Origin of the sequence: Halomonas elongata, assembly GCF_029081005.1 — a bacterium.
In the GTDB taxonomy this organism is placed as follows: Bacteria; Pseudomonadota; Gammaproteobacteria; order Pseudomonadales; family Halomonadaceae; genus Halomonas; species Halomonas elongata_B.
Genome location: NZ_JAJQTQ010000001.1, coordinates 111,904 through 136,883, shown reverse-complemented (window position 1 = coordinate 136,883; position 24,980 = coordinate 111,904). Strand labels below are relative to the sequence as shown.

Annotated in this window: 22 protein-coding genes and 1 riboswitch; of the genes, 14 read left to right on the top strand and 8 right to left on the bottom strand. The window is 65.1% G+C overall.

Annotated elements, in window-relative coordinates; genetic code table 11:
- Positions 1 to 54: 54 nt before the first annotated feature.
- From LU493_RS00590 to LU493_RS00575, 4 genes are all read right to left on the bottom strand, one after another.
- Complete coding sequence (locus LU493_RS00590; RefSeq protein WP_275285836.1) at positions 55 to 1,551, bottom strand: sodium:solute symporter family protein; 1,497 nt, start codon at positions 1,549 to 1,551, stop codon at positions 55 to 57.
- Positions 1,552 to 1,730: 179 nt separating this feature from the next.
- Positions 1,731 to 2,123: a RidA family protein gene (locus LU493_RS00585; RefSeq protein ID WP_275285835.1), complete on the bottom strand. Its 393-nt coding sequence runs from the start codon at positions 2,121 to 2,123 to the stop codon at positions 1,731 to 1,733.
- Complete coding sequence (locus LU493_RS00580; protein ID WP_275285834.1) at positions 2,120 to 3,601, bottom strand: N-acyl-D-amino-acid deacylase family protein; 1,482 nt, start codon at positions 3,599 to 3,601, stop codon at positions 2,120 to 2,122. Before LU493_RS00580 ends, LU493_RS00585 begins: the two co-directional genes overlap by 4 nt.
- 2 nt (positions 3,602 to 3,603) lie before the next feature.
- Positions 3,604 to 4,467 carry a MurR/RpiR family transcriptional regulator gene (locus LU493_RS00575; protein ID WP_275285833.1) on the bottom strand — a complete coding sequence of 288 codons (864 nt, stop codon included), beginning with the start codon at positions 4,465 to 4,467 and terminating at the stop codon, positions 3,604 to 3,606.
- A 316-nt stretch (positions 4,468 to 4,783) separates the two neighbouring features.
- On the opposite strand from LU493_RS00575, the gene LU493_RS00570 reads away from it, so the two are divergent.
- The 4 genes from LU493_RS00570 (at position 4,784) to ilvD (ending at position 10,136) form a co-directional block, all read left to right on the top strand.
- Complete coding sequence (locus LU493_RS00570; RefSeq protein ID WP_275285832.1) at positions 4,784 to 5,995, top strand: amino acid deaminase; 1,212 nt, start codon at positions 4,784 to 4,786, stop codon at positions 5,993 to 5,995.
- A gap of 159 nt (positions 5,996 to 6,154) precedes the next feature.
- Positions 6,155 to 6,264, top strand: a riboswitch (TPP riboswitch).
- Positions 6,254 to 7,660 (top strand): sodium:solute symporter family transporter, encoded by a 1,407-nt coding sequence (locus LU493_RS00565; RefSeq protein ID WP_275285831.1) that lies wholly within the window; start codon positions 6,254 to 6,256, stop codon positions 7,658 to 7,660. Its footprint overlaps the riboswitch before it by 11 nt.
- A complete protein-coding gene (locus LU493_RS00560; RefSeq protein ID WP_275285830.1) occupies positions 7,657 to 8,361 on the top strand; it encodes a TenA family protein in 705 nt (234 codons plus the stop codon). The genes LU493_RS00565 and LU493_RS00560 overlap by 4 nt, the downstream gene beginning before the upstream one ends.
- Positions 8,362 to 8,447: 86 nt before the next feature.
- Positions 8,448 to 10,136, top strand: a complete 1,689-nt coding sequence (gene ilvD / locus LU493_RS00555; RefSeq protein WP_275285829.1) for a dihydroxy-acid dehydratase — start codon at positions 8,448 to 8,450, stop codon at positions 10,134 to 10,136.
- A gap of 6 nt (positions 10,137 to 10,142) precedes the next feature.
- On the opposite strand, the gene LU493_RS00550 is transcribed toward ilvD, so the two are convergent.
- Both LU493_RS00550 and LU493_RS00545 read right to left on the bottom strand, forming a co-directional pair.
- The gene (locus LU493_RS00550; RefSeq protein WP_275285828.1) at positions 10,143 to 10,826 is read right to left on the bottom strand and encodes a hypothetical protein; all 684 of its coding nucleotides are present in this window, start codon (positions 10,824 to 10,826) and stop codon (positions 10,143 to 10,145) included.
- Between the two features lie 115 nt (positions 10,827 to 10,941).
- Entirely contained in the window at positions 10,942 to 11,220 is a 279-nt protein-coding gene (locus tag LU493_RS00545) for an XRE family transcriptional regulator (protein ID WP_275285827.1), read from the bottom strand.
- A gap of 266 nt (positions 11,221 to 11,486) precedes the next feature.
- Here LU493_RS00545 and LU493_RS00540 point away from each other — a divergent pair, with 266 nt between their 5' ends.
- The 6 genes from LU493_RS00540 to LU493_RS00515 all read left to right on the top strand — a co-directional run bounded on the left by LU493_RS00540 (position 11,487) and on the right by LU493_RS00515 (position 19,177).
- Positions 11,487 to 12,908: an APC family permease gene (locus LU493_RS00540; protein WP_275286012.1), complete on the top strand. Its 1,422-nt coding sequence runs from the start codon at positions 11,487 to 11,489 to the stop codon at positions 12,906 to 12,908.
- Positions 12,909 to 13,064: 156 nt separating this feature from the next.
- The gene (gene glaH / locus LU493_RS00535) at positions 13,065 to 14,036 is read left to right on the top strand and encodes a glutarate dioxygenase GlaH (RefSeq protein WP_275285826.1); all 972 of its coding nucleotides are present in this window, start codon (positions 13,065 to 13,067) and stop codon (positions 14,034 to 14,036) included.
- A 105-nt stretch (positions 14,037 to 14,141) separates the two neighbouring features.
- The gene (gene lhgO, locus LU493_RS00530) at positions 14,142 to 15,338 is read left to right on the top strand and encodes an L-2-hydroxyglutarate oxidase (protein ID WP_275285825.1); all 1,197 of its coding nucleotides are present in this window, start codon (positions 14,142 to 14,144) and stop codon (positions 15,336 to 15,338) included.
- A gap of 214 nt (positions 15,339 to 15,552) precedes the next feature.
- Positions 15,553 to 16,515: a TAXI family TRAP transporter solute-binding subunit gene (locus tag LU493_RS00525; protein WP_275285824.1), complete on the top strand. Its 963-nt coding sequence runs from the start codon at positions 15,553 to 15,555 to the stop codon at positions 16,513 to 16,515.
- On the top strand, positions 16,515 to 17,108 hold the full coding sequence (locus LU493_RS00520; RefSeq protein WP_275286011.1) for a DUF1850 domain-containing protein: 594 nt from the start codon (positions 16,515 to 16,517) through the stop codon (positions 17,106 to 17,108). The genes LU493_RS00525 and LU493_RS00520 overlap by 1 nt, the downstream gene beginning before the upstream one ends.
- A gap of 62 nt (positions 17,109 to 17,170) precedes the next feature.
- Complete coding sequence (locus LU493_RS00515; RefSeq protein ID WP_275285823.1) at positions 17,171 to 19,177, top strand: TRAP transporter permease; 2,007 nt, start codon at positions 17,171 to 17,173, stop codon at positions 19,175 to 19,177.
- A gap of 63 nt (positions 19,178 to 19,240) precedes the next feature.
- On the opposite strand, the gene LU493_RS00510 is transcribed toward LU493_RS00515, so the two are convergent.
- Positions 19,241 to 19,900 (bottom strand): YbaY family lipoprotein, encoded by a 660-nt coding sequence (locus LU493_RS00510; RefSeq protein ID WP_275285822.1) that lies wholly within the window; start codon positions 19,898 to 19,900, stop codon positions 19,241 to 19,243.
- Positions 19,901 to 20,186: 286 nt separating this feature from the next.
- On the opposite strand from LU493_RS00510, the gene purE reads away from it, so the two are divergent.
- Both purE and LU493_RS00500 read left to right on the top strand, forming a co-directional pair.
- The gene (purE, locus tag LU493_RS00505; RefSeq protein ID WP_275285821.1) at positions 20,187 to 20,696 is read left to right on the top strand and encodes a 5-(carboxyamino)imidazole ribonucleotide mutase; all 510 of its coding nucleotides are present in this window, start codon (positions 20,187 to 20,189) and stop codon (positions 20,694 to 20,696) included.
- An 8-nt stretch (positions 20,697 to 20,704) separates the two neighbouring features.
- Positions 20,705 to 21,817: a 5-(carboxyamino)imidazole ribonucleotide synthase gene (locus LU493_RS00500; protein WP_275285820.1), complete on the top strand. Its 1,113-nt coding sequence runs from the start codon at positions 20,705 to 20,707 to the stop codon at positions 21,815 to 21,817.
- A gap of 66 nt (positions 21,818 to 21,883) precedes the next feature.
- Here the strand turns inward: LU493_RS00500 and LU493_RS00495 are convergent, their stop codons facing one another.
- Positions 21,884 to 22,876 carry a YeiH family protein gene (locus LU493_RS00495; protein ID WP_275285819.1) on the bottom strand — a complete coding sequence of 331 codons (993 nt, stop codon included), beginning with the start codon at positions 22,874 to 22,876 and terminating at the stop codon, positions 21,884 to 21,886.
- A gap of 100 nt (positions 22,877 to 22,976) precedes the next feature.
- Between LU493_RS00495 and LU493_RS00490 the strand changes: the two genes are divergently transcribed.
- Positions 22,977 to 23,873, top strand: a complete 897-nt coding sequence (locus LU493_RS00490; RefSeq protein ID WP_275285818.1) for a LysR substrate-binding domain-containing protein — start codon at positions 22,977 to 22,979, stop codon at positions 23,871 to 23,873.
- 60 nt (positions 23,874 to 23,933) lie between these two features.
- Entirely contained in the window at positions 23,934 to 24,893 is a 960-nt protein-coding gene (locus LU493_RS00485; protein WP_275285817.1) for a LysR family transcriptional regulator, read from the top strand.
- Positions 24,894 to 24,980: the final 87 nt, after the last annotated feature.

Sequence of the window (24,980 nt, the reverse complement as noted above, 5' to 3'; positions counted from 1 at the left end):
CGGCCCCGTCTCGCGAGAGACGGGGCCGTCGTCGTCCTCGATGGGAGGTGCTACTTATCCTTTGGAGGATGCCGTGGAAGCCGTCAGGTCGGCGTCGGGGGCTTCCTCCATGCGGCGCCGCTCATGGTCGAGGATGGCTAGTGCCTGCTCGGGAGTGGTGCGCGGGGCCCGGGTCAGCAGGCTGACAAGCACGCCGCCGCCGACTGCCAGCAGCACCGAGGGAATGCTCGGGTTGCCCCAGAAGTCGTTCCAGCCAGCATTGGCGGTGATCGCCAGCGACGTGGCCGAGGCGGTGATCAGCGAGGCCACCGCGCCCTGCCAGTTGTAGCGCGGCCAGAAACGGCCCAGCAGCCCGCACACGAACATGCCGGCCAGCACCGTCGAGATCATCGTGGTGATGTAGTCGATGACGTTGTCGGAGGCCAGCGCGAAGGTCAGGGCCAGGCCGATGGTGACCACCAGTGCGAGGCGTGAATAGAGCACCACGTGACGGGCCGAGGGCGTCCTGCCGGTGAACAGCACATAGAGGTCACGCATCAGCGTCGAGACCCCGGCGATGGCGTCGGAGCTGGCGCTGGACATGGTCGCCGAGAGACCGGCGACCAGGAGCAGCAGGCCGAGTCCCATCGGCAGCACTTCGGTGGCCAGGAAGGGGAAGGCGAAGTTGCTGTTGTCCAGCGACGGGTTCAGGGCGTGGGTCGCCATGCCGATGATCGCCGGCACGATCGAGAAGGCCAGATAGAGCACGCCGGTCACCAGGAAGGAGCGTCGTACCGAACGCACCGACTTGCCCGAGTAGATGCGCTGGCGAAACGAAGGCGTGGCGAGCACGCCGACGGCGATCACCGCGGCCAGCGACAATGCCGGCAGGCCACCGATCTTGTCGATGCCGAGCAGGCTGGTGGCGCCGGCATCCATGCTTGCCGTGAGCCCCGAAAAGCCGCCGACTTCGACCAGGGCCAGGCCGGCCATCAGGAAGAAGCCGATGAACAGCACGATGGCTTGAATGGTGTCGGTCCAGACCACCGCCATGTAGCCGCCGATCACGCAATAGACGCCGAAGCCAAGCGCCACGATGACCTTGGCCAGGTCAGGATCGATATCGGCCATCCAGGCCAGGTAGAGACCGCCCCCCAGAATATGGGCGCCCAGCCAGCCGATGCAGGCGATGTAGATCAGCAGGGCGACGAGGTTGCGCACCAGACGATTGGCGCCCACGTAGTACGCGAGCTCCTCGCTCATGGTCATGAAGCGCAACTTGCGTACCGGCGCGAACAGCAGGGCCAGCAGCAGCACGCCGGTCGCACCGCCGATGCCGTAGAGGGCGCCGCCCCAGCCGTTGGTGTAGCCGAAGCCTACCGCACCCATGCTCGAGCCGGTGCCGACCATGGTCGCCACGGTGGTGCCGACGGTCAGGAACAGCGGCACGCTGCGACCGCCGAGCAGGAAGTCATCGCCGCTGCCGCGACTGTGTCGCGAGACCCACCAGCCGAAGCCGATCATCAGGGCGATGTAGACGAAAAAGGTGCCGAGGAAGATATGACTGCTCATACATGCCTCTTATAATTGTTGACTCGGTCGTTGCCGCGACCGAGGCAGTGGTAAGAGTAAGAAGGTTGTGTTTATCGCTGTGTGGCGCCGTGCCCTTGCCGGGGTACGGCGCCTTTTCGTTGCACGGTCGCTGGGTGTCGCGGTCGTTCCTCCTTGCCTGCTGGTGCGGCGTGTCGTTGTCAGGCGCGGTCGGCGCGGTAGCAAGAGACGTCGACCTCGACCTTGCAGTCGACCACCAGGTCCTGGACGCTGCAGATCCGCGCCGGTGGGTGGTCACTGAAGATCTCGGCGAACACCTTGTTGAACGACGAGAAGTAGCGCGCGTCGGTGAGCACCGCGGTGACGTGCACGACGTCCTCCACGCCATAGCCGGCCTCGCGCATGATGGCCAGGCAGTTGTCGAAGGCCAGGCGGGTCTGGTCGACGATGCCGCCCTCGACGACCTCGCCGTCGGTCATGGGCGTCTGGCCGGAAACGCGCAGCCAGCCGCCGGCCTCGACGGCACGGGAAAAGGGCAGCTTCTGTCCGCCGGTACCGGTGCCGCCCTCGGCGCCGTAGCGTTTGATGGTCATGGAGAGTCCTCCGTCATGGCATGAATGGGGGTGGGGGAAAGGCGCTCCCGACGCCGCAGCAGGCGCCCGCGGCGGTGGTCGGCGAATTGGCCGTCGCGGTAGGCGATCGCCCCGTTGACCATCACCAGGTCGATGCCGCGAGCCGCGGCGATGGGCCGGGCGTAATCGGCGGTGTCCTCGAGCGTCGTCAGGTCGAAGAGGGTCAGGTCGGCGTAGGCGCCTTCGCGGATGATGCCGCGATCGGTAAGGCCGAACTGTGCCGCCGAGAGGCCTGTCATCTTGCGCACCGCCTCGGCCAGTGGCATCAGGCCCAGGTCGCGGCTGTAGCGGGCCAGGACCCGGGGGAAGGCACCCCACAGTCGCGGATGGGGGTGCGGGTCGTTGGGCAGGCCGTCGGAGCCGATCATCGACAGCGGGTGGGTCAGCACCCGGCGCATGTCGTCCTCGCTCATGTTGTGATAGACGGCGCCGGCTGGCTGCAGGCCCCGCGCGGCGTCCATCAGCGAGACATTCCAGTCGGCGGCGATGTCGGAGAGCGGGCGTCGTGCCTGTTCGGGGTGAGGGTCCGACCAGGTGATGAAGATGGCGATCTCGTCGGTGACCTGCCCCAGGTCGAGGGTCGAGGAACCCGCTGTGTAGGGGTAGCAGTCGCAGTGCACACGGTGCTCCCGTGCGGCATGTTCGAGGCTGGACAGGGCCTGGGGAGCGTTGCCCCAGTTGCCGGCGCCGGCGCACTTGAGGTGCGAGATGACCAGCGGCGCCTGGCCGTGCCGGGCGGTGGCGTAGGCCTCGTCCATGGCGTCGAGCAGGCCGGCGAACTCGTCGCGCAGATGCGTGGTGTAGAGGCCGCCGGCGGCGCCGACTTCGTCGACCAGGGCGCGCATTTCGGTGTCGGGGGCGTGAAAGGCGTTGCGGTAGGCCAGCCCCGAACTCATGCCCAGGGCGCCGTCGTCCAGCGCCTCGCGCAGCGACCGGCGCATGGCAGCGATCTCCGCCGCCTCGGCGGGACGGGCGAAGTCGTCCATCACCTGACTGCGCAGGCTGGTATGGCCGATCAGCGCGGCGACATTGATCGAGGGGACGGCGTCATCCACCGCCCGGGCATAATCGGCGAAACGGGGGTAGCGGAAGTCCTCGACGCCGCCCAGCAGGTTCATCGGGTCCGGTACCGTGTCGTCCAGGGTCACGGGAGAGGCACTGATACCGCAGTTGCCCACCACCACCGTGGTCACGCCTTGGGACAGCTTGGGTCGCATCTCGGGAGTGCGGATGACGTTGGTGTCGTCGTGGGTGTGGACATCGATGAAGCCCGGCGCCAGATAGCGCCCGCGTGCCTCGATGACGGTCGTGGCATCGTCCGCCTCGAGCCTTCCCACGGCGGTGATGCGCTCGCCGTTCACCGCGATATCGGCCGGGAAGGGGGCGGCGCCGGTACCGTCGAGCACCATGGCGCCTCGGATCAGAAGGTCGTGATGCATGGTCAGTCCCCCAGTGGCTGGCGGTTGTCGCCGCCACGATGGGCATCGAGGGTGATCTTGAGCCGGCGCAGCTTGTCGCGGGAGCGGTCCTGATGTCGCAGGGCGAGCTCGAGAGCCAGCACATCGATGGCGGCGAGCACGGCATAGCGTGATGCCGAGGGGTGATAGATGAAGTCGGTCTCGCGGGCGGCCACCGGCAGGATCACATCGGCGGTCTCGGCCAGCGGCGAACCGTTGGCGGTGATCGCCACGACCCGCGCGCCGTACTGGCGGGCAATCTGTGCCGATTCGACGATCTCGGGCGTATAACCGCTCACCGAGAGGGTGACCACCACATCGTCGGGTTCCAGGGTCGAGGCCACCATGCGCGGCAGCAGCGACTGCGGATAGGCACTGATGGCATATCCCAGCCTGACCAGTCGGAACTGCAGTTCCTGGGCCAGCATGGTGGAGCCGCCGCCGGCGCCGAAAACCAGGATCTGGCGGGCGCCGTCGAGCAGTTCGATGGCACCGGCGACGTCGGCCTGTTCCATCAGTTCGCGATTGACGTCGAGCGTCTGGGTCGCGATGTCGTAGACGGCACCGAGTCCGTCGGTATCACCGGCATCCTGGATGAAGCGTCGTCCGGCCGCCAGGGCGCGCGTCAGTCGCCGCTTGAGATCGCGTACATTCTGGCACCCCACCGCCCGGGCGAAGCGGGTCACGCTGGCATCGCTGACGTCGGCGCGTTCGGCGATGGCGCCAATGCTGGCCTCGCTGACGAAATCGATATCGGCGAAGATCAATTCGGCGACCTTCTTTTCGGCGTCACGCAAGCCGGCGAAATCGCTGGTGATGCGTGACAGGATGTCGATGTCCTGAGTCACCGCTGTCTCCTGGCGTGTGATGAAAGGCCTAGGGAAACACTGCTTAAATGCCTGCGCGTGCCAATCGCTGTGTTGCGTGGTGCTCGAAAGCTCGCCTAACCAACTGTTATGTCTCGCTTTCTGTGCTCCATGCGCCTTGCGCTTCACTACGCTCGGCGATTTATTCAGCGTTTCCTTGGATAAGGGCCAGTGGTTGCCTGTCGAACAAGGTATGGTATTTTCTAACAATAAATCAATATTTGTGAAAGTTTTTATCAGAGGGGCCGTCGGCAAGGCGGTGGCACAAGGCCGAGACCCCAGGACGAGGAGTGACGAAATGCGCGAGACGGCATCGAAGATGGGCGACAAGGGAACCCCGGAAGGCGGGCGTTCGCTGCTGGGGGGCGTGAGCCTGCCGGCGGCGGCGATACAGGCGGCACCGCTGGCGCATAACCTGACGTGGATGCAGCGTTTCGCCGAGTCGCATGGTGCCCAGCTGGCGCCGCACGGCAAGACCACCATGACGCCCGCGCTGTTCCGTCGCCAGCTCGAGGCCGGCGCCTGGGGCATCACCCTGGCCACCGCGCCGCAGTGTCGTGCGGCCTTCGCCAGTGGCGTCGTGCGAGTGCTGATGGCCAACCAGTTGGTGGGCCATGCCAACATGGCGATCATCGCCGAATTGCTCGAGGCGGGCGCCGACTTCCATTGCGTGGTCGATAGCGAAGCCAACGTGCAGGACCTGGGGCGTTTCTTCGCCGAACGTGGCTTGACCCTCAAGGTGCTGATCGAACTGGGCGTCGAGGGCGGTCGTACCGGCTGCCGCTCCGTGGAGGCGGTCAGGGAACTGGCCCGGGTCGTCGATGCCGAGCCGGGCCTGGCATTGGCCGGCATGGAGGGCTACGAGGGCGTGGTGCATGCCGAGGATCCGGTGCCGGCGATTCGCGATTATGCCACTCGGCTGGTCGAGGCGGCCCGCTGCCTGGATGACGAGGGTCGGCTCGCCGTGGACATGCCGATCATCACCGCGTCGGGATCGGCCTGGTACGACCTGATCGCCGAGGCCTTCGATACGGCCGAGCTGCGTCGACGCTTCACGCCGGTGATTCGTCCTGGCTGCTATGTGGTGCACGATCACGGCATCTATCGCCAGGCCCAGCGCGGCGTGCTGTCGCGACGGCCCGATCTGCACGAGGGATTGCGGCCGGCGCTCGAGGTCTTCGCCCAGGTGCAGTCATTGCCGGAACCTGGGTTGGCGATCGTCGCGCTCGGCAAGCGCGATATCGGCTTCGATCATCTTCCCGAGCCGCTGCGGCGCTATCGGGAAGGCGGCTCGGTGGACGAGGTGCTGAGCGTCGAGGGCTGGGAGATCACCAAGCTGATGGACCAGCATGCCTTCATCCGCTTGCCCGAAGACGCCGACGATGTCCGGATCGGCGATGTGGTGGCCTTCGGCGCCTCGCATCCCTGCCTGACCTTCGACAAGTGGCGGCGGATCTGTCTGGTCGATGAGCGGCTGACCGTGACCGAGATGCTCGAAACGGCATTTTAGTGTCTGTACGAAAAGTGTCTGCGCTCGCTGACTTCCAGGAAAAGGTCCAGGCGCCCCGGGGCATTCGTCTTCTGGCGACGAGTGTGGCATGCTGTCGGGTGGCCTTTTCGGGCTGCCGTGGAAACGTCGCGTTCGGCGCCGTTTCCCTCACAATTCATCCACTGTCGCCAGGGGAGTCTCGTCATCGACGGGACTGAGAGAGCGCGTGACGCTGACCCTGGAACCTGATCCGGTTCATGCCGGCGGAGGAAGCGCGACATGCCTTACCTGACGTCAGCCGTGCTTGGCGCGGCGCTGCTGTGTTTTGCCTACCTGGGCCTGCGGGCCCGCCGGGCCGATGGCCCCCTCGATGACTATGTGACCGCCCGGAACTCCCAGGGCGCCCAGTCGATCGGTCTTTCCTTTCTGGCCTCGAGCATGGGGGCCTGGATTCTCTTTGCGCCGCCGGAAATCGGCGCTTTCGTGGGGCCGGTGGCGCTGGCCGGCTATGCCGTCGGCTCGGCGCTGCCCTTCGTCGTGCTGGGGCTGTATGGCCCGGTGATTCGTCGGCACCTGCCCGAGGGGCGCAGCATCGGCGAGTTCGCCGAGGCCTGCTATGGCGCCGGCGTGCGGCGCTGGGTCGCGCTGGTCTCGATCCTCTACATGGCGTGTTTCCTGGCCGCCGAGCTGACGGCCATCGGCGCGATCGCCTCCTTGCTGTCCGAGGTGCCGCCGTCGCTGGTGGTGATCGGCGTGGCCGTCGTTACCCTGGTGTATACGGTACTGGGCGGCCTGCGTGCCAGCCTGGCCACGGATCGCTGGCAGGCCTGGTTGCTGCTCGGATTGCTGGTGCTGGTTGCCGGGGTGTCCGTATGGCGCCTGCCGCCGTTGCCGGCGGAGGCGACGATGCCGTCCACGCCCACCGGCGGGGCGCTATCGGTGGCGTTGACCCTGGTCATCGCGGTGACGGCGGCCAATCTCTTCCACCAGGGCTATTGGCAACGCATCTGGGCGGCCGAGACGAGTCAGGCGCTGGGACGAGGCGCCCTGCTGGGTGGTGGCAGTGTTCTGGTGGTGATCATGGCGATCGGTGGCCTCGGCATGCTGGCCGCCATGCAGGGGTTGCCATTGGGCGAGCCGCCGATTCCCTTCTTCGCCCTGCTGACCGAGGCGCCGAGCTGGCTCGGCGTGCCGGCACTGGTGCTGGCCGTCACCCTGGTGGCGTCGAGTGTGGATACCCTGCAGAACGCCATCGCCTCGCTGGTGGTGGCGGGTTCCGGGCGTCGCGGATTGTCCATCGGAACCGCGCGGCTGGTCACCGTGGCCTTGATGGTCCCGGTGGTGGTGATCGCCCTGCAGGGGCTGTCCGTATTGCGCCTGTTCCTGGTCGCCGATCTGCTGTGCGCGGCCATCGTGGTGCCGGTACTGCTGGGGCTGTGGCGTCGCATGGGCCCGCTGGCCGCGGTGGCCGGCGGGGTCGCCGGCCTGCTGGGCGCGGTGCTGCCGGGCTGGGTGAGCCAGGGTGAACCGATGGCTGGCCTCCTGGCGGCGAGTTTCCCGGGGGGCGTGCCGACGCTGCCGCCGTTCCTCGGTGCCCTGGTGGCTTCCACTCTGGTCAGCCTGCTGGTCGCCGGCTTCCGGCCCGCCACACGTACCCCCCTGACGAGCGAAGGAGACACGCCATGACGTCGCGCACCAACTGGCAGACATGGGCCGCGGGCCAGGAGGCTCCCCGCATCACCGACTGGCTGCGCGAGATCAGCGAGCCCGACTGGTCCGAGACCGTGCACCACCCGCTGTTCGACGATCTGGCTTCCGGATGTCTGGAGGGCGGGCGTTTCGCCGCCTACATGGTGCAGGACTACGGGTTCGTGGATCCCTTCACCGCCTTGATCGGCCATGCCATCGGCCATGCGCCGAACATGGAAGACCGCGTGGTGCTGGGGCAGTTCATGGGCATGCTGACCAGTGACGAGAACAGCACCTTCCAGCGGACCTTCGAAGCCTTCGGGGTGTCGGCCCGGGCCGAGTACCTGCCGGCGACTCGCGACTTCCGGAAGCTGCTTCGCGATACCGGCATGGGAAGCGCGCCTTCCGGCGAAGGGCGCTATGCCGAGATGCTGGCGGTCCTGGTGGTCACCGAATGGCTCTACCTGGATTGGGCGACCCGAGTCTCCCGCGCCGAGGGCCTGCATCCGTTGATGAACGAGTGGATCGACCTGCACGACAACCCGGATTTCCAGGCCTTCGTCGACTGGCTGCGCCGTCGCCTGGACGAAGAGGCGGCCGGACTCGATGACGCCGACTTCTTGCGGATGGCCGAGCGCTTCCGCGAGACGGTGGCCAAGGAGCTGGCGTTCCACGACGCCGTCCATCCTCGTCGCTGAACCGGGCGTCGGCTCGACCGGGTTGTCATGGCGGGCGCGGCCAGCCACCCTCTGAAGGTCAGACTAGCGACCCGAGGAGAGCCCGCATGAGCGATACACCAAGTGACTCACGTCGCCGATATTCCGCCCCGGTGGTGGATGGCATCGGCAAGTCGGCCAGCCGCGCCATGTTGCGCGCGGTCGGTTTTTCCGATGACGACTTCAGCAAGCCGCAGGTGGGCATCGCCTCGACCTGGAGCCAGGTCACGCCCTGCAACAGCCATCTCGCCGAGCTGGCCGACCGGGCCAGTGCCGGCGCCGATGCGGCCGGTGGCAAGGGGGTGGTCTTCAATACCATCACCATTTCCGATGGCATCGCCAACGGTACCGAGGGCATGAAGTATTCGCTGGTGTCGCGGGAGGTGATCGCCGACTCCATCGAGACGGTGGCCGGCTGCGAGGGCTTCGACGGCCTGGTGGCGCTGGGCGGCTGCGACAAGAACATGCCGGGATGCCTGATGGGGCTGGCCCGACTGAATCGTCCCAGCGTCTTCGTCTATGGCGGGACCATCATGCCCGGCGCCGACCATACCGATCTGGTCTCGGTGTTCGAGGCCATGGGGGCCCACAGCCGTGGCGATCTCGACCTCATCGACGTGAAGCGCATCGAGGAAACGGCGATTCCCGGCCCTGGCGCCTGCGGCGGCATGTACACCGCCAACACCATGGCTTCGGCCATCGAGGCGCTGGGCATGAGCCTGCCGGGCAGCTCCGCCCAGAACGCCGTGTCGGACGAGAAGCGCGGCGATAGCCAGGCGGCGGGAGAGGCCGTGCTCAAGCTGCTCGAGCACGACATCAAGCCTTCGGACATCATGACCCGCGAGGCCTTCGAGAATGCCATCACGGTGGTGATCGCGCTGGGCGGCTCGACCAATGCCGTGCTGCACCTGATTGCCATGGCGGACACCATCGGCGTGTCGTTGAGCCTCGATGACTTCACCGCCATCGGCCGTCGGGTGCCGGTGCTCGCCGACCTGCGTCCCAGCGGCCATTACATGATGAGCGAGCTGGTCGCCATCGGCGGTATCCTGCCGTTGATGAAGACCTTGCTCGATGCCGGCCTGCTGCATGGCGACTGCCTGACGGTGACGGGCAAGACGCTGGCCGAGAACCTGGCCGAGGTGGCGCCCTATCCCGATGGACAGTCGATCATTGCCCCGCTGGAGGCCCCGCTCAAGGACGAGAGCCACCTGCGCATTCTCTACGGCAATCTGGCGCCGGAAGGCGCGGTGGCCAAGATCACCGGCAAGGAGGGGACGCACTTCACCGGCACGGCGCGGGTATTCGGTTCGGAAGAAGAAGCCCAGGCGCGTATCAACGATGGCGTCGTGGTGGCCGGCGACGTGGTGGTCATTCGTTATGAAGGGCCACGCGGCGGGCCGGGCATGCGCGAGATGCTGACGCCGACCTCGGCGATCATGGGGCGGGGCCTCGGCGATCAGGTGGCCTTGATCACCGATGGGCGCTTCTCCGGCGGCAGCCACGGTTTCGTGGTCGGCCACGTCACGCCCGAGGCCTTCGACGGTGGCCCGCTGGCGCTGCTGGAGGATGGCGACCGCATCACCATCGATGCCGAGGCCAACACCATCGACGTGGCCCTGGACGATGATGAGCTGGCGCGTCGTCGCGCCGCCTGGCAGCGTCCCGAGCCACGTTATACCCGTGGTGCCCTGGCCAAGTATGCCCGGGTCGTCAGTTCGGCCTCGATGGGCGCGGTGACCGACCGACTGGAGTGAACCGCGTTATTCCGAGACGGCCGAGCGCATCATGTCCTCGAAGGTCTTGGCGTTCTCGGGCAACTCGAAGATATCCGGCGCCGGGGAGGCGTCGGATAGCTCGGCCAGCCGGAAGCGGTCACCGAAGCGCAGCATGCCAAGTCCGCGTTCTTCCAGCGTCGTGGCGATGGGGTCGGGCTCACCGGTCATGGTGCGCTGATAGTCGTGGAAGGCCGACATCAGTTCCCGCACCTGGCCATCATCGCTGAGCACGATCTCGTCGTCGTGCGCAGTGCCGCTCTTGTCGGTCCACTGGAGCCGGTAGACCTCGCCCTCGAGGCCGGCGATGGATTCGCTGTCGCCCGTGGATTCGAGGGCGTCCACCTGGCTGGCCTGCTGGCCGGTCATGGTCTCGACCTCACCCCCGCCCATGTTTTCGGCCATGTCCTTCAGCTTGGCCATGTCCATGATCATGGTCTGCCCCTGCATCTGGCTGACCATATAGCCCTTGCCGTCGCGCAGCAGCATGAATCCGGCCTGTGACTGGTCGGGGAAATCCATCCGCAGGTTATCGCCGGCCCAGCGGACGTCCATGGTGACGCCGCCCTGGTCCGATTGGGCTTCCAGCTTGGCACTGCCATCGGCCATCGCGGGGGACGAAGCGGCCATGACAAGCCCGGTGGCCAGCAGGCCGGTAGCGAGGTATCGCATGGGGCACTCCCTGTATCGCTGATCGTTGCAGGCTGGTTGTCTGGGACAGCCTGGTTGTGGGGATTGCGAAAGCGGGCGGCGGTGGCACAACAAGGCCGCCGCCGCGCATGCGTCGTCAGGACGTGAGTTCGGGGTCGATGGTCCGCCGCAGGCTTTGCAGCTCGTCGAGCGTCAGCTGCTCCAGGCGCCCGGCGAGGAGGTCGCTGATCTTCTGCATTGGCAGGCCGGCGCGGCGGGCGATATCGCGGCTGCCGAGGTCCGATACGGCGATCAGCCGAGTAATGATGCGCATGAGGCGCGTGCGTTGTTCAAGGTCCCTGACGTCGAGGTCAGGGCATCTTCGTGGAGGAGGATCGCTGGGATCCGTCTCGAAGGTATGGCTTGCCGTGCTCATGATGCTCCAGTGGGACGGGTCGACCGCTACAGGATGCAACCTTTTTCCCACTTTCGCCAGTGTCTCGCAAGCCCGATTTGGAAGGTCACCGAGGGGAAGTCGGCCGACAGGGCGAAGGGGGGATACGGCGGCAAGCTTCTACGACAAAAGAGGGAGGAAACGACGGCCCGTGTTGTCTTGTGCCAGGCGTGAATGTTGTTTATTTTTTACGGCGATTTATAAAGTGAACGATACGAACAGCCGACAACAAGATGGACAATCGACGTATGCATGATGACACGACACGACTGACACGGGTATTGGCACGCAAGGATGTGCTGGCTCTGGCGTTCGGCGCGATGATCGGCTGGGGCTGGATCGTGATGACCGGAAACTGGATCCAGTCGGCCGGTAGCCTGGGGGCCATCGTCGCCTTCCTGCTGGGGGGCGCCGTGATCGTCCTGGTGGGGCTGACTTATGCAGAACTGGCTTCGGCGATGCCTCAGGTGGGGGGAGAGCATGTCTACAGTTATCGGGCCTTGGGCCACTTCGCGTCCTTTCTTTGTACCTGGGCGATCACACTGGGCTATGTCAGCGTCGTCTCCTTCGAAGCCGTGGCCTTGCCGACCGTGGTGGAGCATCTCTTCCCGAATTATGCGGTGGGGCGGATGTGGACCATCGCTGGTTGGGACGTCAACGCGACCTGGGTGGCGGTTGGTGTAGCCGGCTCGGTGGTGATGACATGGATCAACTATATCGGTGTACGTACGGCGGCCCTGGTACAGAAGGTCGTGACGCTGCTGATCCTGGTAGTGGGTATCATGTTCATCACTGGAGCCCTGTTCGAAGGTAACGCCGCCACTATGGACCCGCTGTTCAACGTGGAGGAGGGCGTGATCGGCGGCATCATGGCGGTGATCATCATGGTGCCGTTCATGTTCGTCGGCTTTGACGTGATCCCCCAGGCTGCTGAAGAGATCAACCTGCCATTTCGGGAGATCGGTCGCGTGCTGATGATCTCGGTGATCCTGGCCGTCTTCTGGTATGCCCTCATCATCCTCGGGACTGCCTTGATGCTCGATTCCCCGGCACTGGCCGAGAGCTCGCTGGCGGTACCCGATGCCATGCAGGCGGTCTTTCAGGCCCCCTGGGCGGGGAACCTCATGATCCTGGCGGGGATCGCCGGCATCATCACCAGTTGGAACGCCTTCTATATCGGGGGGTCTCGAGCTATCTATGCTCTGGCGCACGCCGGCATGCTGCCGGCGTTTCTCGCCAAGCTGCATCCCAGGCACCGTACACCGACCAACGCTATCCTGGTCATGGGGCTGCTGTCGGCCATCGCTCCCTTCTTCGGTCGGCCGGCGCTGGTCTGGCTGGTAGTAGCCGGTGGTCTGGGCATCGTCATCGCCTACCTGTTCGTCGCGCTGTCCTTCGTCGTGCTGCGCCGTCGAGAACCCGAATTGGAGCGTCCATTTCGTGTGCGCCGGGGCAAGACCGTCGGTGCTCTCTCGGTGTTGCTCTCCATCGCGTTGATCGGGCTCTACCTGCCCGGCAGTCCGTCGGCACTGTCGATGGTGGAATGGGGTATCTTCGCCGTCTGGACGCTGCTTGGGCTGGCCTTGTATGCCTGGTCGCGACGTCGCTATGGCGTGGCGTACAGCGACACCATGATGCGCCGCGAACTGGATGGCGAGTCGTCGACCTGATGTGCACCTCATCCCTTTCTTCTCGACCCCGGCCATCGGCCGGGGTCTTGCGTTGTATCCCCGGAAGGTGAACTCTGTGAGAGCGGAATAATTTTGACAAAAATAAAAAATGTAGATATTTTTTCGTCATCAATGCTCGAGACCATGGAGATGACGATGACCGCACTCACCCGGATTCCTGCTACCGCCATGCCGTTGCCCACCGATATCCAGGGTTTCACCCTGTCTCCTTCCTCGCCGTCGCCGCGCCTGCTGAGCATGACCTTCTCTCGCGAGGTAGTGGAGGCCTTCGTCGAAGCGGTGGCCGAGTGGCCGATGCAGGCACTGGAGTACAAGTCCATGCTGCGTTTCCGGGTGGCGAAGATCCTGGACGACCTGTGCGGAAATACCCTGCAGCCGGTACTGGTGAACACCCTGGTCGATCGTGCGACCGGTGGCCTGCAGGTCGTGCCCGAGGGGCTCGATGACGTCGAACAGGCCGATGACATGGTCAAGTTCGCCACCGCCGTGGCGCACCTGATGGGGCGCTCCAACTTCGATGCCATGAGCGGCCAGTTCTATGCTCGCTTCGTGGTAAAGAACGTCGATGAGTCGGACAGCTACCTGCGTCAGCCGCATCGGGTGATGGAACTGCACAACGATGGCACCTTCGTCGAGCAGAACACCGATTATGTGCTGATGATGAAGATCGACGAACGCAACATGGCGGGCGGCGACTCCCTGCTGCTGCACCTGGATGACTGGGAAGACCTCGAGCGATTCTACCGGCATCCGCTGGCTCACCGTCGGATGCGCTGGGCCGCGCCGCCCAGCAAGAATATCGCCAGGGACGTCCATCATGCGGTGTTCGACACGGACCGCGAGGGGAGGCCGATCATGTCCTACATCGATCAGTTCGTGCAGCCCCGGGACTTCGAGGAGGGCAATTGGCTAGCCGACATGTCCGAATCGCTGGAGAGCAGTGCCGGCACCTTGTCCGTGCCCAATCCGGTCGGTAGCTTCCTGTTGATCAACAATCACTTCTGGCTGCATGGGCGGGACCGCTTCACGCCACACCCCGAGTTGCGTCGCGAACTGATGCGCCAGCGTGGCTACTTCACCCATGCCGCCACGGCGCGCGAGGCCTGAGGGGCCGCACGGCATGTGACCGCTCGACCATACGGCGAGCGGGCCGATCCTGATGCCACGCCGGTCCCGGCGTGGCATTCGCACCTTCAACGCATGAGGCAGGCGATGCACGACTTCATCATCCTCGGCGGCGGCATCCTCGGCATGTCCACCGCCATGCAGCTCAAGCAGGCCTATCCGGATCGGCGCATGCTGCTCGTGGAGAAGGAAGAAGCGCCGGCGCGTCACCAGACTGGCCACAACAGCGGCGTGATCCATGCCGGCGTCTATTACACACCGGGCAGCCTCAAGGCGCGTTTCTGCCTGGCGGGCAATCGGGCCACCCGGGAATTCTGCGACGTCCACGGCGTCGAGTACGACATCTGCGGCAAGCTGCTGGTGGCCACCAGCGAGCTGGAAAAGCAGCGCATGGAGGCGCTCTGGGAACGCACCGCGGCCAATGGGCTGGAGCGCGAGTGGCTGAGCGGCGAGGCGCTGCGCGAGCGAGAACCCAATATCACCGGCATCGGCGGCATCTTCGTGCCATCCAGCGGTATCGTCGACTACGCCGCCGTAACGCGTGCCATGGCCGCCGAGTTCGAGCGGCTGGGCGGCGAGATTCGCTATGATGCCGAGGTGACCGCCCTGGAGGAGCGACGCCGGGAAGTGGTGGTGACGACCTCGCAGGGCGCGTTCACCGGTCGCTACCTGGTGACCTGCTCGGGGCTGATGGCCGATCGCGTGATCCGCATGCTGGGCCAGGACCCGGGCTTCACCATCTGCCCCTTCCGCGGCGAGTACTACCGACTCCCCGAACGCCACAATGACATCGTCAACCATCTGATCTATCCGATTCCCGACCCTTCCATGCCGTTTCTCGGCGTGCACCTGACCCGCATGATCGACGGCTCGGTCACCGTGGGGCCCAATGCCGTGCTGGCCTTCAAGCGCGAGGGCTATCGTCGGCGGGACGTCTCGCTGCGCGATCTCGCTGGCATGGCCGCCGATCCCGGTATCCTCAGGGTACTGGGCAGGAACCTGTGGCCGGGACTCGCCGAGATGAAGAATTCGCTGCACAAGCGCGGGTATCTGGAGCTCGTGCGCAAGTACTGTCCGAGCCTGACCCTGGACGATCTGGGGCCGTATCCGGCCGGCGTGCGGGCCCAGGCGGTGTCCCGGGACGGCAAGCTGGTCGACGACTTCCTGTTCGTCAGTACGCCGCGCACGCTCAATGTGGGCAATGCCCCGTCGCCGGCGGCCACCTCGGCGCTGCCCATCGGCGGCCATATTGTCGAGAAACTCAAGGAGCAGGTGACGGGCTGAGCGAGTGGCGAGCGTGCGACTACGACCTTGGAAGACTTGCCTGCTGGCCGCAGAAGCGTGGAAATGGTGGCTAGCCCCTCTGCCGGGGGGCTGCTAGGGTCTGTACGAAAAGTCCCTGTGCTCGTCGACGTTTCGCACAAGACCTGAGCGTTTTCCGAGGCGGCCGATGCCGTCGATAACGACAACGATGTTCGAATCGCAACGGAGGTTATTCATGCGCGCTCTCAAGTATGCTCTGGCGGCTTCGCTGCTGGTGGCCGCGCCCGCCGCAGTCGCCCAGCAGCAGCTGTCCATTGCCACCGGCGGTACCGGCGGCACTTATTATCCCTACGGCGGTGGCCTGGCCGAGCTGATCAAGGAACATGTCGATGGCTATGATGCCGTGGCTGAGGTGACGGGCGCCTCGGTAGAAAACATGGGACTGGTCTGGCGTGGCGATTCCGACATGGCCCTGGCCCTGGCCGATACCGTCTATCAGGCCTATACCGGAACCGGGGATTTCGAGGATCGCCAGCTCGAGAACATTCGGGCCCTGGCCTCCGTGTATCCCAATGCCGTGCAGATCGTGACCATGGCGGATTCCGGCATCGAGTCCCTGGCGGATCTCGAGGGCAAGATCGTCTCGGTGGGAGCGCCGGGAAGTGGCACCGAGCTCAATGCCCGGGCCGTGCTGGAGTCCAACGGCATCAGTTACGACGATTTCGAAGCGCGCCGCCTCAACTTCAACGAGACCGCCGATGCCATCCGCGACGGCGATATCGATGCCGGCTTCTGGAGCGTGGGGCCTCCTACCAGTTCGATCATGAACCTGGCCACCACTCGCGACATCCGCCTGATCGGCCTGAGCGACGAGCAAGTCGCCAACGCCCGGGAAGAGGTCCCGGTGTTCGCGCCCTATGAACTGCGCGCCGATCTCTACGAAGGCATGGAGGAGCCGGTGCAGACGATCGGCATTCCCAACATTCTGGCGACCAATGCCGAAATGGACGAGGAACTGGCCTACCAGGTCACCAAGACGCTGTTCGAGCACACCGATCAGTTGATCGCCATCCATCCGGCGGCCAATGACACCACCGTGAAATTCAGCGTCGACTCCACGCCCATTGCCTTCCATCCGGGTGCATTGCGCTACTACGAGGAGCAAGGGGTCGAGATCGAGGATCGTCAACGTCCGTGATGACGTCTCGATCGTTGCGCTTGATATTGGGGCGGGCTCGAGGGTCCGCCCTGTTGCTGTGGCTGGCATGGATGCTGGTGCCGTTGCCGGCGCTGGCCGGTTGCCCGGACCATGGGTTGCGGGTAACCGACGCCGATGGACGGGCACTGGTGAACCTGCCGATGCCGGAAGGGGCCGGCTGGTGCCTGGCCTGGAAGCATTCGGTGGAAGGCTTCGCCGTGCACGATTGCTACCGCAATGATGGTGGTCATATGGTGCTGGAGCGCAGTCATCTGCCGGACTTCGCCGCCGGGCTCGATCACATCCCCGGGCGCGGGCGCCAGGTCTCCGACGGCCGGGGCGGTTACTGGATCGAGGACATCGATGAGCCGGTTCCCGGCGATCGCTACCGACTGCGCGTCGGTTCCAGGCGTGTCGATCATCGGCTGGTGCACCATGGAGAGCCGAGCCTGCGTACCCTGGTCGAGCGCTCACGGGGGCGGGGTTGCGACATCGATGGCGACATCCCTGCCGGAGAGGGTCCGGTAGTGATCAGCCTCAGCGAACTCGCCGCCAACGAGCGCGTGACCATCGGCCTGACGACCAACCCGTGACACCATCGCATCGCTCTGCGGGATCGGGCGATGCATCATCTGTCGTTGCGAGAGACTCTTTCATGAGCGATTCGGGTAATTCTCCCGTCATTCCCGGCAGCCAGGCCAGGCACTCGCGGCCCGTGCTCTGGCTGATCAGCCTGGTGGCCGTGGTGCTGTCGCTGTTCCAGCTCTACTCCGCCGGTATCGAACCGCTGGGGCTCTTCTACCAGCGCAGCATTCACCTGGCGCTGATCATGATGCTGGCCTTCCTGATGTTCCCCGTGTTCGGCGCGAAACGGCCCAGAGGCGTGGTCGGGGGACTGATCGACCTGGCCTTCTTCGCCGGTGCGGTGATCACCGGGGGATACCTGGTGCTGTATCTCGATGAGATCATCAATCGGGCCGGGTTCTGGACCCAGACCGATATCATGGTCGGCTGCATCACCACCATTACCGTGCTCGAGGCGAGTCGTCGTGCGGTGGGGCTCGGCATGACGGTGATCGGCATGATCGCCATTCTCTACGCCTTCGCCGGGTCGCGTGGCGAACTGCCCTGGCTCGGCGAGTGGTTGCCCGGCATTCTCGAGCACCGTGGCTACAGCCTGGACCGCCTGGTCGGACAGCTCTACCTGGGGCAGGAGGGTATCTTCGGCCTGCCCATGGGAGTGGCGGCCACCTACATCTTCATCTTCGTACTGTTCGGTGCCTTTCTCGAGATCACCGGTGCCGGCAAGTTCTTCATCGATCTGGCCTATGCCGCCACCGGTCGGCAGCGCGGCGGCCCGGCCAAGGCGGCGGTCATCGCCTCGGCCGGCATGGGCTCGATATCGGGCAGCGCTATCGCCAATGTGGTCACCACTGGCGCTTTCACCATCCCGCTGATGAAGCGTCTGGGCTACCGACCGCATCAGGCCGGTGGCATCGAGGCGGCGGCGTCCACCGGCGGACAGATCATGCCGCCGCTGATGGGGGCGGGGGCTTTCCTGATCGCCGAATATACCCGCATGCCCTATCTGGATGTGGTCAAGGTCAGCATCCTGCCGGCGATCATGTATTTCGCCACCGTCTATCTGTTCGTGCACATCATCGCCTTGAAACAGGGCATGCAGGGCATGAGCAAGGACGAGCTGCCGCAGATGCGCGACGTGATGGGGGCCGGGTGGCACTTCCTGCTGCCGCTGGCGGTTCTGGTGTGGCTGCTGGTGATGAATCTGTCGCCAATGCGGGTCGGCTATTACGCCATCCTGACCATGCTGACAGTGGCGGCCCTGCGCTTTGTCATCTGGATGGTCTTCGTGGCGCCGAAGAAGGGGCAGCCGGTCACGGCGAGCGCCCTGAAGCTCGCCGTGCGCAACGGAGCACTCAAGGTACTCGAGGGGCTCGAGCTAGGCGCGCGCAATGCCGTGGCAGTGTCCATGGCCTGTGCCGTGGCCGGGATCATCGTCGGCGTGGTAGGGCTCACCGGTCTGGGCCTGAAGTTCTCGGCGATGATGATGGCCTTCTCCAACGGCCACTTGTTGCTGGCGCTGGTCATGGTGCTGCTGGCCAGCTTGGTGCTGGGCATGGGACTGCCGGTGACCGCCAGCTACATCGTGCTGATCGTGCTGGTGGGACCGGCATTGACCGCCGAGTTCGGTGTGCCGCTGCTGATCGCTCACCTGGTGGTGTTCTGGTACTCCCAGGATTCCAACGTCACGCCGCCCATCGCCCTGGCCGGCTTCGCCGGGGCGGCGATCGCGGGCAGCAAGCCCATGGATACGGGCTTTCAGGCCTGGAAGTTCGCCAAGGGGCTCTATCTGATCCCGCTATTCATGGTCTACAACCCGGAGATCATCATGGGCGGGCCGCTGCCGTTGCTGGTATGGACGGCGCTGACCGGCTTCCTGGCACTGGGCGCCTTCGCCGCGGCGCTGGAAGGTTTCCTGTTCACGCGCATGTCGGTGCCGGTGCGCCTGGTGCTGCTGCCGGCGATGGTCGCCGTCTTCTACCCGAACCTGATGGCCGAGGTCATCGGGGCGGCGGTGATGGTCGTGGCGATCATCGGCAACTGGCTGGCCAGTCGACGCCAGGCGGCCGTCACAGGGTAGCGGTTTTCGGTGCTCCGAGAATGACAAGGCCCCGCTCGAGCGGGGGCCTTGCATGAGCGTTGGTCACGGCGTGCCGGACTCGCCCTCGGGGGCCGGTTCCTGCATGTCGGTGGCCTGTTCGTTGACCTCGTTCAGTGAATCGGCGGTGCCGCCCTGGGCATCGGCATTTTCCGCTTCCTCCTGCAGCATGTCCTGCTGGGCTTCCTGCAGGCTGGCGCCATCCGGGGTGGTGTTCACCGGCTCCAGGACCAGGGTGATCGGTCCCTGCTTGGCGTCGGGGCCGACCTCGACGGTGTGACGGGAGGTCGTGGTCCAGAGCAATTCGCCCTCGTCGCCATGCAGCGCCGCGCGCAGGCCATGAGTGTGTCCGGGGGCCACATCGGCAGTGTCGTAGTCGAGACGGAACTCTACCGGATCCTCGTTGCCGGGTGTGACGCTGGTCTCGGCGATGGTGGTCGCCGGGGCATCGGCCCGGGAGATGTCGCGCAGGCTGATCATGACGTCGGCCCCGTCGGGGAGCGGCACGTCGGTCGCGGAGAACTCCAGCACGCCCTCGAGGGTACGGGTGGCGGACGCCTCGCTCTGGGCCTCCTGGTTCGAGGCATCGGCCTGTTCGGCCTGGGCGTTCTCGGCGTTATCCTGCTCGGCCTCCTTGGCGTCGTCGCAACCGGCCAGGATCAGGGTCCCTGTCAGGGCGGCGATCAATAGCAGGGGACGTTTCATGGGTATGCTCCGTAACGGGGAAAAATGGGTTGCTGGGGCCGACTTTGTGACTTGATATTAACAATCAAGTTCGCATGCAGCGTGAAATCCGCTGTCGCTCCGTGGTGACAACGCCGCTTCCCAGTACCCGACGAAACGGGGAGAGGTAGGCGCGGTGCGGCTCTGTTAGAATGGTTAGCTTCCACTTTTCCATGTGTCGAATGGCTTCGCCATTCGGCGTGTCATTGTTTTGTGAAGAGGGTTTGTGAAAGCCCTTTTGCGAATGTCCTTTAGCGAGGAGCCCTGGATGCCAGCAAACGAGTCGCCGCGTGTCGGCGTGATCATGGGGTCGCAGTCCGACTGGCCCGTCATGGAACATGCCGTCGAGATGCTCGAGCGCCTGGGGGTGGCCTGCGAGACCCGAGTGGTCTCGGCCCATCGTACCCCCGATCTGCTGTTCGATTACGCCAAGTCCGCCGCCGAGCGTGGCCTTCAGGTGATCATCGCCGGTGCCGGAGGTGCGGCCCATCTGCCGGGCATGGTGGCCTCCCAGACGGCGTTACCGGTGCTGGGCGTGCCGGTGGAGTCCAAGTCGCTGAAGGGGCTGGATTCGCTGTTGTCGATCGTGCAGATGCCCGGGGGTGTTTCCGTGGGCACCCTGGCGATCGGCAAGGCCGGCGCCACCAATGCGGGGCTGATGGCCGCACAGATCGTCGGCTTGCAGGAGGCTTCGGTGCGCGAGGCAGTAGAGGCTTTCCGCGCCGAACAGACTCGCAAGGTGCTGGATAACCCCGATCCGCGTCCCGACTCACAGTGAGGCAAACCATGAATATCGGTGTACTGGGAGCCGGCCAACTGGGCCGGATGCTGGCCCTGGCGGGGTATCCGCTGGCCAATCGTTTTACTTTCCTCGACACCACCGGCCATCCCAGCGCGGGCATCGGTGATGTCATGGTGGATACCGACCAGAAACATCTGGCCGACTTCCTGGCCAAGGTCGACCTGGTCACCTATGAGTTCGAGCATCTGCCGGTGCCGCTGGTCCAGGCCATCGAGGAGCACAAGCCGGTTCATCCCTCCAGCGAGGCGATCCGAATCTGCCAGCATCGCGCTGAGGAGAAGGCGTTGTTCGACCGCCTGGCGATTCCCACTCCGGCCTATCGTCTGGTGGAGAGCGCCGAGGAACTGGAAGATGCGGTACGCGAGCTGGGAGCGCCGGTCGTCGCCAAGTCGGTTACCGAAGGCTACGACGGCAAGGGCCAGGCGGTGATCAAGGACCCGGCCGATGCGGCCGAGGCCTGGCGATCCATCCATCATCCGCGGTTGATCGTCGAGGCCTTCGTCGACTTCGTGCGTGAGGTATCGATCATCGCCGTGCGGGGGCGCGACGGTCAGGTGGTCTTCTATCCGATGGCCGAGAACCTGCACGTGGACGGCATCCTGCGCTATTCGCTGGCGCCCATGCCGGATCTCGACGCCGCCATTCAGGACACCGCCGATGGCTATATCCGGGCGCTGCTCGATGAGCTCGATTACGTCGGCGTGCTGACCCTGGAACTCTTTCAGATGCCCGACGGCGGGCTGCTGGCCAACGAGATGGCGCCCCGGGTGCACAACTCCGGCCACTGGACCATGGATGGCGCGGTGACCAGCCAGTTCGAGAATCACCTGCGCGCCATCCAGGGACTGCCGCTTGGTGACACCGCCGCCCGGATGCCCTCCTGCATGGTCAACGTCATCGGCCAGGAAGGCGAGCCGGCGCGGCTGCTCGAGATCGAGGATGCTCACCTGCATCGTTACGACAAGAGCGAGCGCCCCGGTCGCAAGCTGGGGCACGTCAACCTGGTGGCGCCGACCCACGAGGCCTTGCTGGACAAGGTACGGGCCTGCGCGGCTCTGCTCCCCGAAGCACCGACGCCGCGTTTCAGTTTCGAGTAAGAGAGCATTTTCAAGCTTTCAATGGAAGTGGGCGCAGGGGGTAAGCCCACTTCTAACCTAGATACTTCAACGCATGACCAGATTGCTGGCCAGCCACCCCCCTCCGATCAACAGCAAGAACAGGGTCAGTGCCAGGATGAAGGGGCGGACACCCAGGGCGCGCAGCTTCTCCAGCCGCGTCTCGAAGCCCAGGGCGGCCATGGCCATGGTCAGCGCGACCTGGCCGGCCAGCACCAGGGTGTCGTGCAGAAGCGGAGGCAGGGTGACCAGGCTGTTGAACACCACCATGGCCATGAAGCCGAAGGCAAACCAGGGAATGACCAGGCCACCGCCTATCTTGCCCTCGGCGGGTGCGTGGCGGCGCAGCCACCACTGACCGACGATCAGCAGGAAGGGCACCAGCAGCATGACTCTCACCAGCTTGACGATCACCGCATTGGCCAGTGCCTCGGGACCCACCGCTTCGCCGGCAGCCACGACCTGGGCGACTTCGTGAACGGTGGCGCCGATATAGATGCCGAAGAGGCCTTCGTCCATGCCCAGCAGTGGATAGAGCAGCGGGTAGAGCAGCATCGCCAGCGAGCCGAACAGCACCACGGTGGCGACCGCCATGGCGGTGGCGGCGGGGCGCGAGCGAATGGTGGATTCGGTGGCCAGTACCGCGGCGGCGCCGCAGATGGCGCTGCCGGCGCTGGTCAGCAGGGTGGTCTCGCGATCCATGCCCAGCACGCGCGTACCGATCACGTAACCTGCGGTCAGTACGCCGGTGATCACCAGCATATCCAGCAGCAGGACCTTGGGGCCCAGGGCGACGACCTGTTGCAGGGTCAGCGACAGGCCGAACAGCACGATGCCACCGCGCAGCAGCCTGCGCGTGGCGAAGGCCAGGCCGGGGCCGGCACCTTCGATGCGGCGTGCCAGTGGCAGGTTGCCGATCAGGATGCCGAGCAGCAGCGCCACCACCAGCGGACTGACGCTGCCTTCAGCGAGACCGGGCAGCTGTACCAGGCTGAACCCGGCGGTGGTGAGGGCGGCACATATCAACAGACCTTGCCACATGTTGGGAACCTCGACGACGTTGTTTCTGTCGAGCATCCTATGCGCTAATAGCTCATCTGGTTATCAACTAATAACGAAACCTCTTTTCGGAAAAACCGATATGACGCCCGCGGTGAGTTTTCGACAACTGCAAGTCTTCGTCACGGTGGCGCGGCTGGGCACGGTGAGTGCGGCAGCAGAGTCGCTGAGCCTGTCGCAGTCGGCGACCAGCCAGGCGTTGTCCGATCTCGAGCGTCAGCTCGAGGTGGCGTTGTTCGAGCGCCCCGGTCGTCGTCTGCTGCTCAATGAACTGGGGCGTCGGATGATGCCGCGGGCGGAAGAATTGCTCGAGGGCGTCGCGGATTTCGTGGCGACCGCCCGGGAGCCCGGGGGCGAGCTGCACGGGGCGCTCAGCGTGTCCGCCAGTGCCACCGTGGGGACCTATCTGCTGCCCGGTCTGGCCGGTCGCTTCAGCGAGCATCACCCGGCGGTGGATCTGCGCCTCAAGTTGCGCAATACCTTCGAGGTCATCACCGATGTATTGCGCCTGGAGGCGGATCTGGGACTGATCGAGGGAGAATGCCGTGAACCCCGACTGGCCAGCGAGGCCTGGTGCGAAGATCGACTGGTCATCGTCGCCGCGCCGACCCATCCGCTGGTCCAGCGGGCATGGCTCGATGATGACACCCTTGCCGAAGCGGACTGGATCCTGCGGGAGTCGGGCTCTGGCACCCGGTCGGTCTTCGAGCGGGCGATGCAGGCCCGTGGCATTCTTCCCAGGGGGCGCATGGAGCTGGGGCAGCACGAGGCCATCAAGCAGGCCGTGCGCGCCGGCCTGGGGCTCGGCTGCCTGTCCCGGCTGAGCGTGGAAGGCGAACTCGAGCGGGGCGAGCTGGTGGCGCTCGACAGTGAGCTGTCGCTGCGTCGGACTTTCTCGCTGGTCTGGCATCCCGAGCGTTATCGCAGTCCGCTGTGGCAGGCCTTCAAGGTGTTCCTCGTCGAGTCGATACCGTCGTGACGCGCCCGGTGCGCGTCGCTATGGCATGCTGTGAGCCGGTCAGGACAGGGGAGACAGGGGATGCGAAGCGGCTTCGGGTTTGACCTGCGCAGTATGGAGATCTTCGTCGAGACGCTGGAACGCGGCAGCCAGAGTGCCGCGGCAGACTATCTCGGCATCAAGCAGTCCTCGGTGTCGCAGAGCCTGGCCAATCTCGAAGAGGCGCTGGGCGTGGCACTCTTCGATCGTCGTTCGCGACCGCTGGAAGCGACCAGCGCCGGGCGCTTCTTTCATGATCGCGCCAAACGGCTGCTCAAGGAGGCGCGAGTGACGCGCCGCGAGCTGGTTTCCGGTGGTTTCGGCCAGTTGCATCAGGTCCGCCTGGCTCTGGTCGACTCGTTGGCCACTGCCGTGGGCAAGCCGCTGATCGAGATGATTCGCCGCCATACTCGCGACCATACCCTGACCACCGGATTGTCGCACATGCATGCCCATTCTCTGCTGACGCGGCATGTGGATGTGATCATCTCCGATGACCCCTTGCAGGATTACGATGGCCTGGAGCGTCATGCCATATTGCGCGAGCCCTTCGTGCTGGTGCTGCCCGGCAGTTGGAGCGGGCCGGTCAACAACCTGCGCTGGTTATCACGGCAGCTGGATTTTGCCCGTTACGTACCGCATTCGCTGATCGGCCAGACCATCGAGCGCTACCTTCGCCTCGAGGGGCTGGAACTGCCGCCACGCCTTCATCTCGACAACACCTGCGCCCTGATGAGGCTGGTCAGTCATGGCGTGGGGTGGACCATTACCACACCGCTATGCCTGTTCCAGGCGGGGCTCGATACGCTCGATCTGCGCATCGAGCCGCTGCCTCTTTCGCCGTTGAGCCGGGAACTGACCCTGGTGGCCCGACGCGATGAACTCGGTGACCTGCCGGCGCAACTGGCCCGCGATGCGAGGCGGCTGCTCGATGGCGAGTTTCGACGGGCGTTGCGGGCGCGCCATGCCTGGCTGGAGGCATCCCTGGGGCGTTTTTCCTGAGACGGCTTTCCCCAGGACCGTTTTCCCGAGACCGCGTCTCGTAAGGCCGAGCCCTAATATCGGTTTTACCTATAGCTCGGACGTCAT

Bases quoted from the DNA above. Each gene is read 5' to 3' on its own strand.
- LU493_RS00590 (WP_275285836.1), bottom strand. From the start codon at position 1,551: ATGAGCAGTCATATCTTCCTCGGCACCTTTTTCGTCTACATCGCCCTG.
- LU493_RS00585 (WP_275285835.1), bottom strand. From the start codon at position 2,123: ATGACCATCAAACGCTACGGCGCCGAGGGCGGCACCGGTACCGGCGGA.
- LU493_RS00580 (WP_275285834.1), bottom strand. From the start codon at position 3,601: ATGCATCACGACCTTCTGATCCGAGGCGCCATGGTGCTCGACGGTACC.
- LU493_RS00570 (WP_275285832.1), top strand. From the start codon at position 4,784: ATGCGCGAGACGGCATCGAAGATGGGCGACAAGGGAACCCCGGAAGGC.
- LU493_RS00565 (WP_275285831.1), top strand. From the start codon at position 6,254: ATGCCTTACCTGACGTCAGCCGTGCTTGGCGCGGCGCTGCTGTGTTTT.
- LU493_RS00560 (WP_275285830.1), top strand. From the start codon at position 7,657: ATGACGTCGCGCACCAACTGGCAGACATGGGCCGCGGGCCAGGAGGCT.
- ilvD (WP_275285829.1), top strand. From the start codon at position 8,448: ATGAGCGATACACCAAGTGACTCACGTCGCCGATATTCCGCCCCGGTG.
- LU493_RS00550 (WP_275285828.1), bottom strand. From the start codon at position 10,826: ATGCGATACCTCGCTACCGGCCTGCTGGCCACCGGGCTTGTCATGGCC.
- LU493_RS00545 (WP_275285827.1), bottom strand. From the start codon at position 11,220: ATGAGCACGGCAAGCCATACCTTCGAGACGGATCCCAGCGATCCTCCT.
- LU493_RS00540 (WP_275286012.1), top strand. From the start codon at position 11,487: ATGCATGATGACACGACACGACTGACACGGGTATTGGCACGCAAGGAT.
- glaH (WP_275285826.1), top strand. From the start codon at position 13,065: ATGACCGCACTCACCCGGATTCCTGCTACCGCCATGCCGTTGCCCACC.
- lhgO (WP_275285825.1), top strand. From the start codon at position 14,142: ATGCACGACTTCATCATCCTCGGCGGCGGCATCCTCGGCATGTCCACC.
- LU493_RS00525 (WP_275285824.1), top strand. From the start codon at position 15,553: ATGCGCGCTCTCAAGTATGCTCTGGCGGCTTCGCTGCTGGTGGCCGCG.
- LU493_RS00520 (WP_275286011.1), top strand. From the start codon at position 16,515: ATGACGTCTCGATCGTTGCGCTTGATATTGGGGCGGGCTCGAGGGTCC.
- LU493_RS00515 (WP_275285823.1), top strand. From the start codon at position 17,171: ATGAGCGATTCGGGTAATTCTCCCGTCATTCCCGGCAGCCAGGCCAGG.
- LU493_RS00510 (WP_275285822.1), bottom strand. From the start codon at position 19,900: ATGAAACGTCCCCTGCTATTGATCGCCGCCCTGACAGGGACCCTGATC.
- purE (WP_275285821.1), top strand. From the start codon at position 20,187: ATGCCAGCAAACGAGTCGCCGCGTGTCGGCGTGATCATGGGGTCGCAG.
- LU493_RS00500 (WP_275285820.1), top strand. From the start codon at position 20,705: ATGAATATCGGTGTACTGGGAGCCGGCCAACTGGGCCGGATGCTGGCC.
- LU493_RS00495 (WP_275285819.1), bottom strand. From the start codon at position 22,876: ATGTGGCAAGGTCTGTTGATATGTGCCGCCCTCACCACCGCCGGGTTC.
- LU493_RS00490 (WP_275285818.1), top strand. From the start codon at position 22,977: ATGACGCCCGCGGTGAGTTTTCGACAACTGCAAGTCTTCGTCACGGTG.
- LU493_RS00485 (WP_275285817.1), top strand. From the start codon at position 23,934: ATGCGAAGCGGCTTCGGGTTTGACCTGCGCAGTATGGAGATCTTCGTC.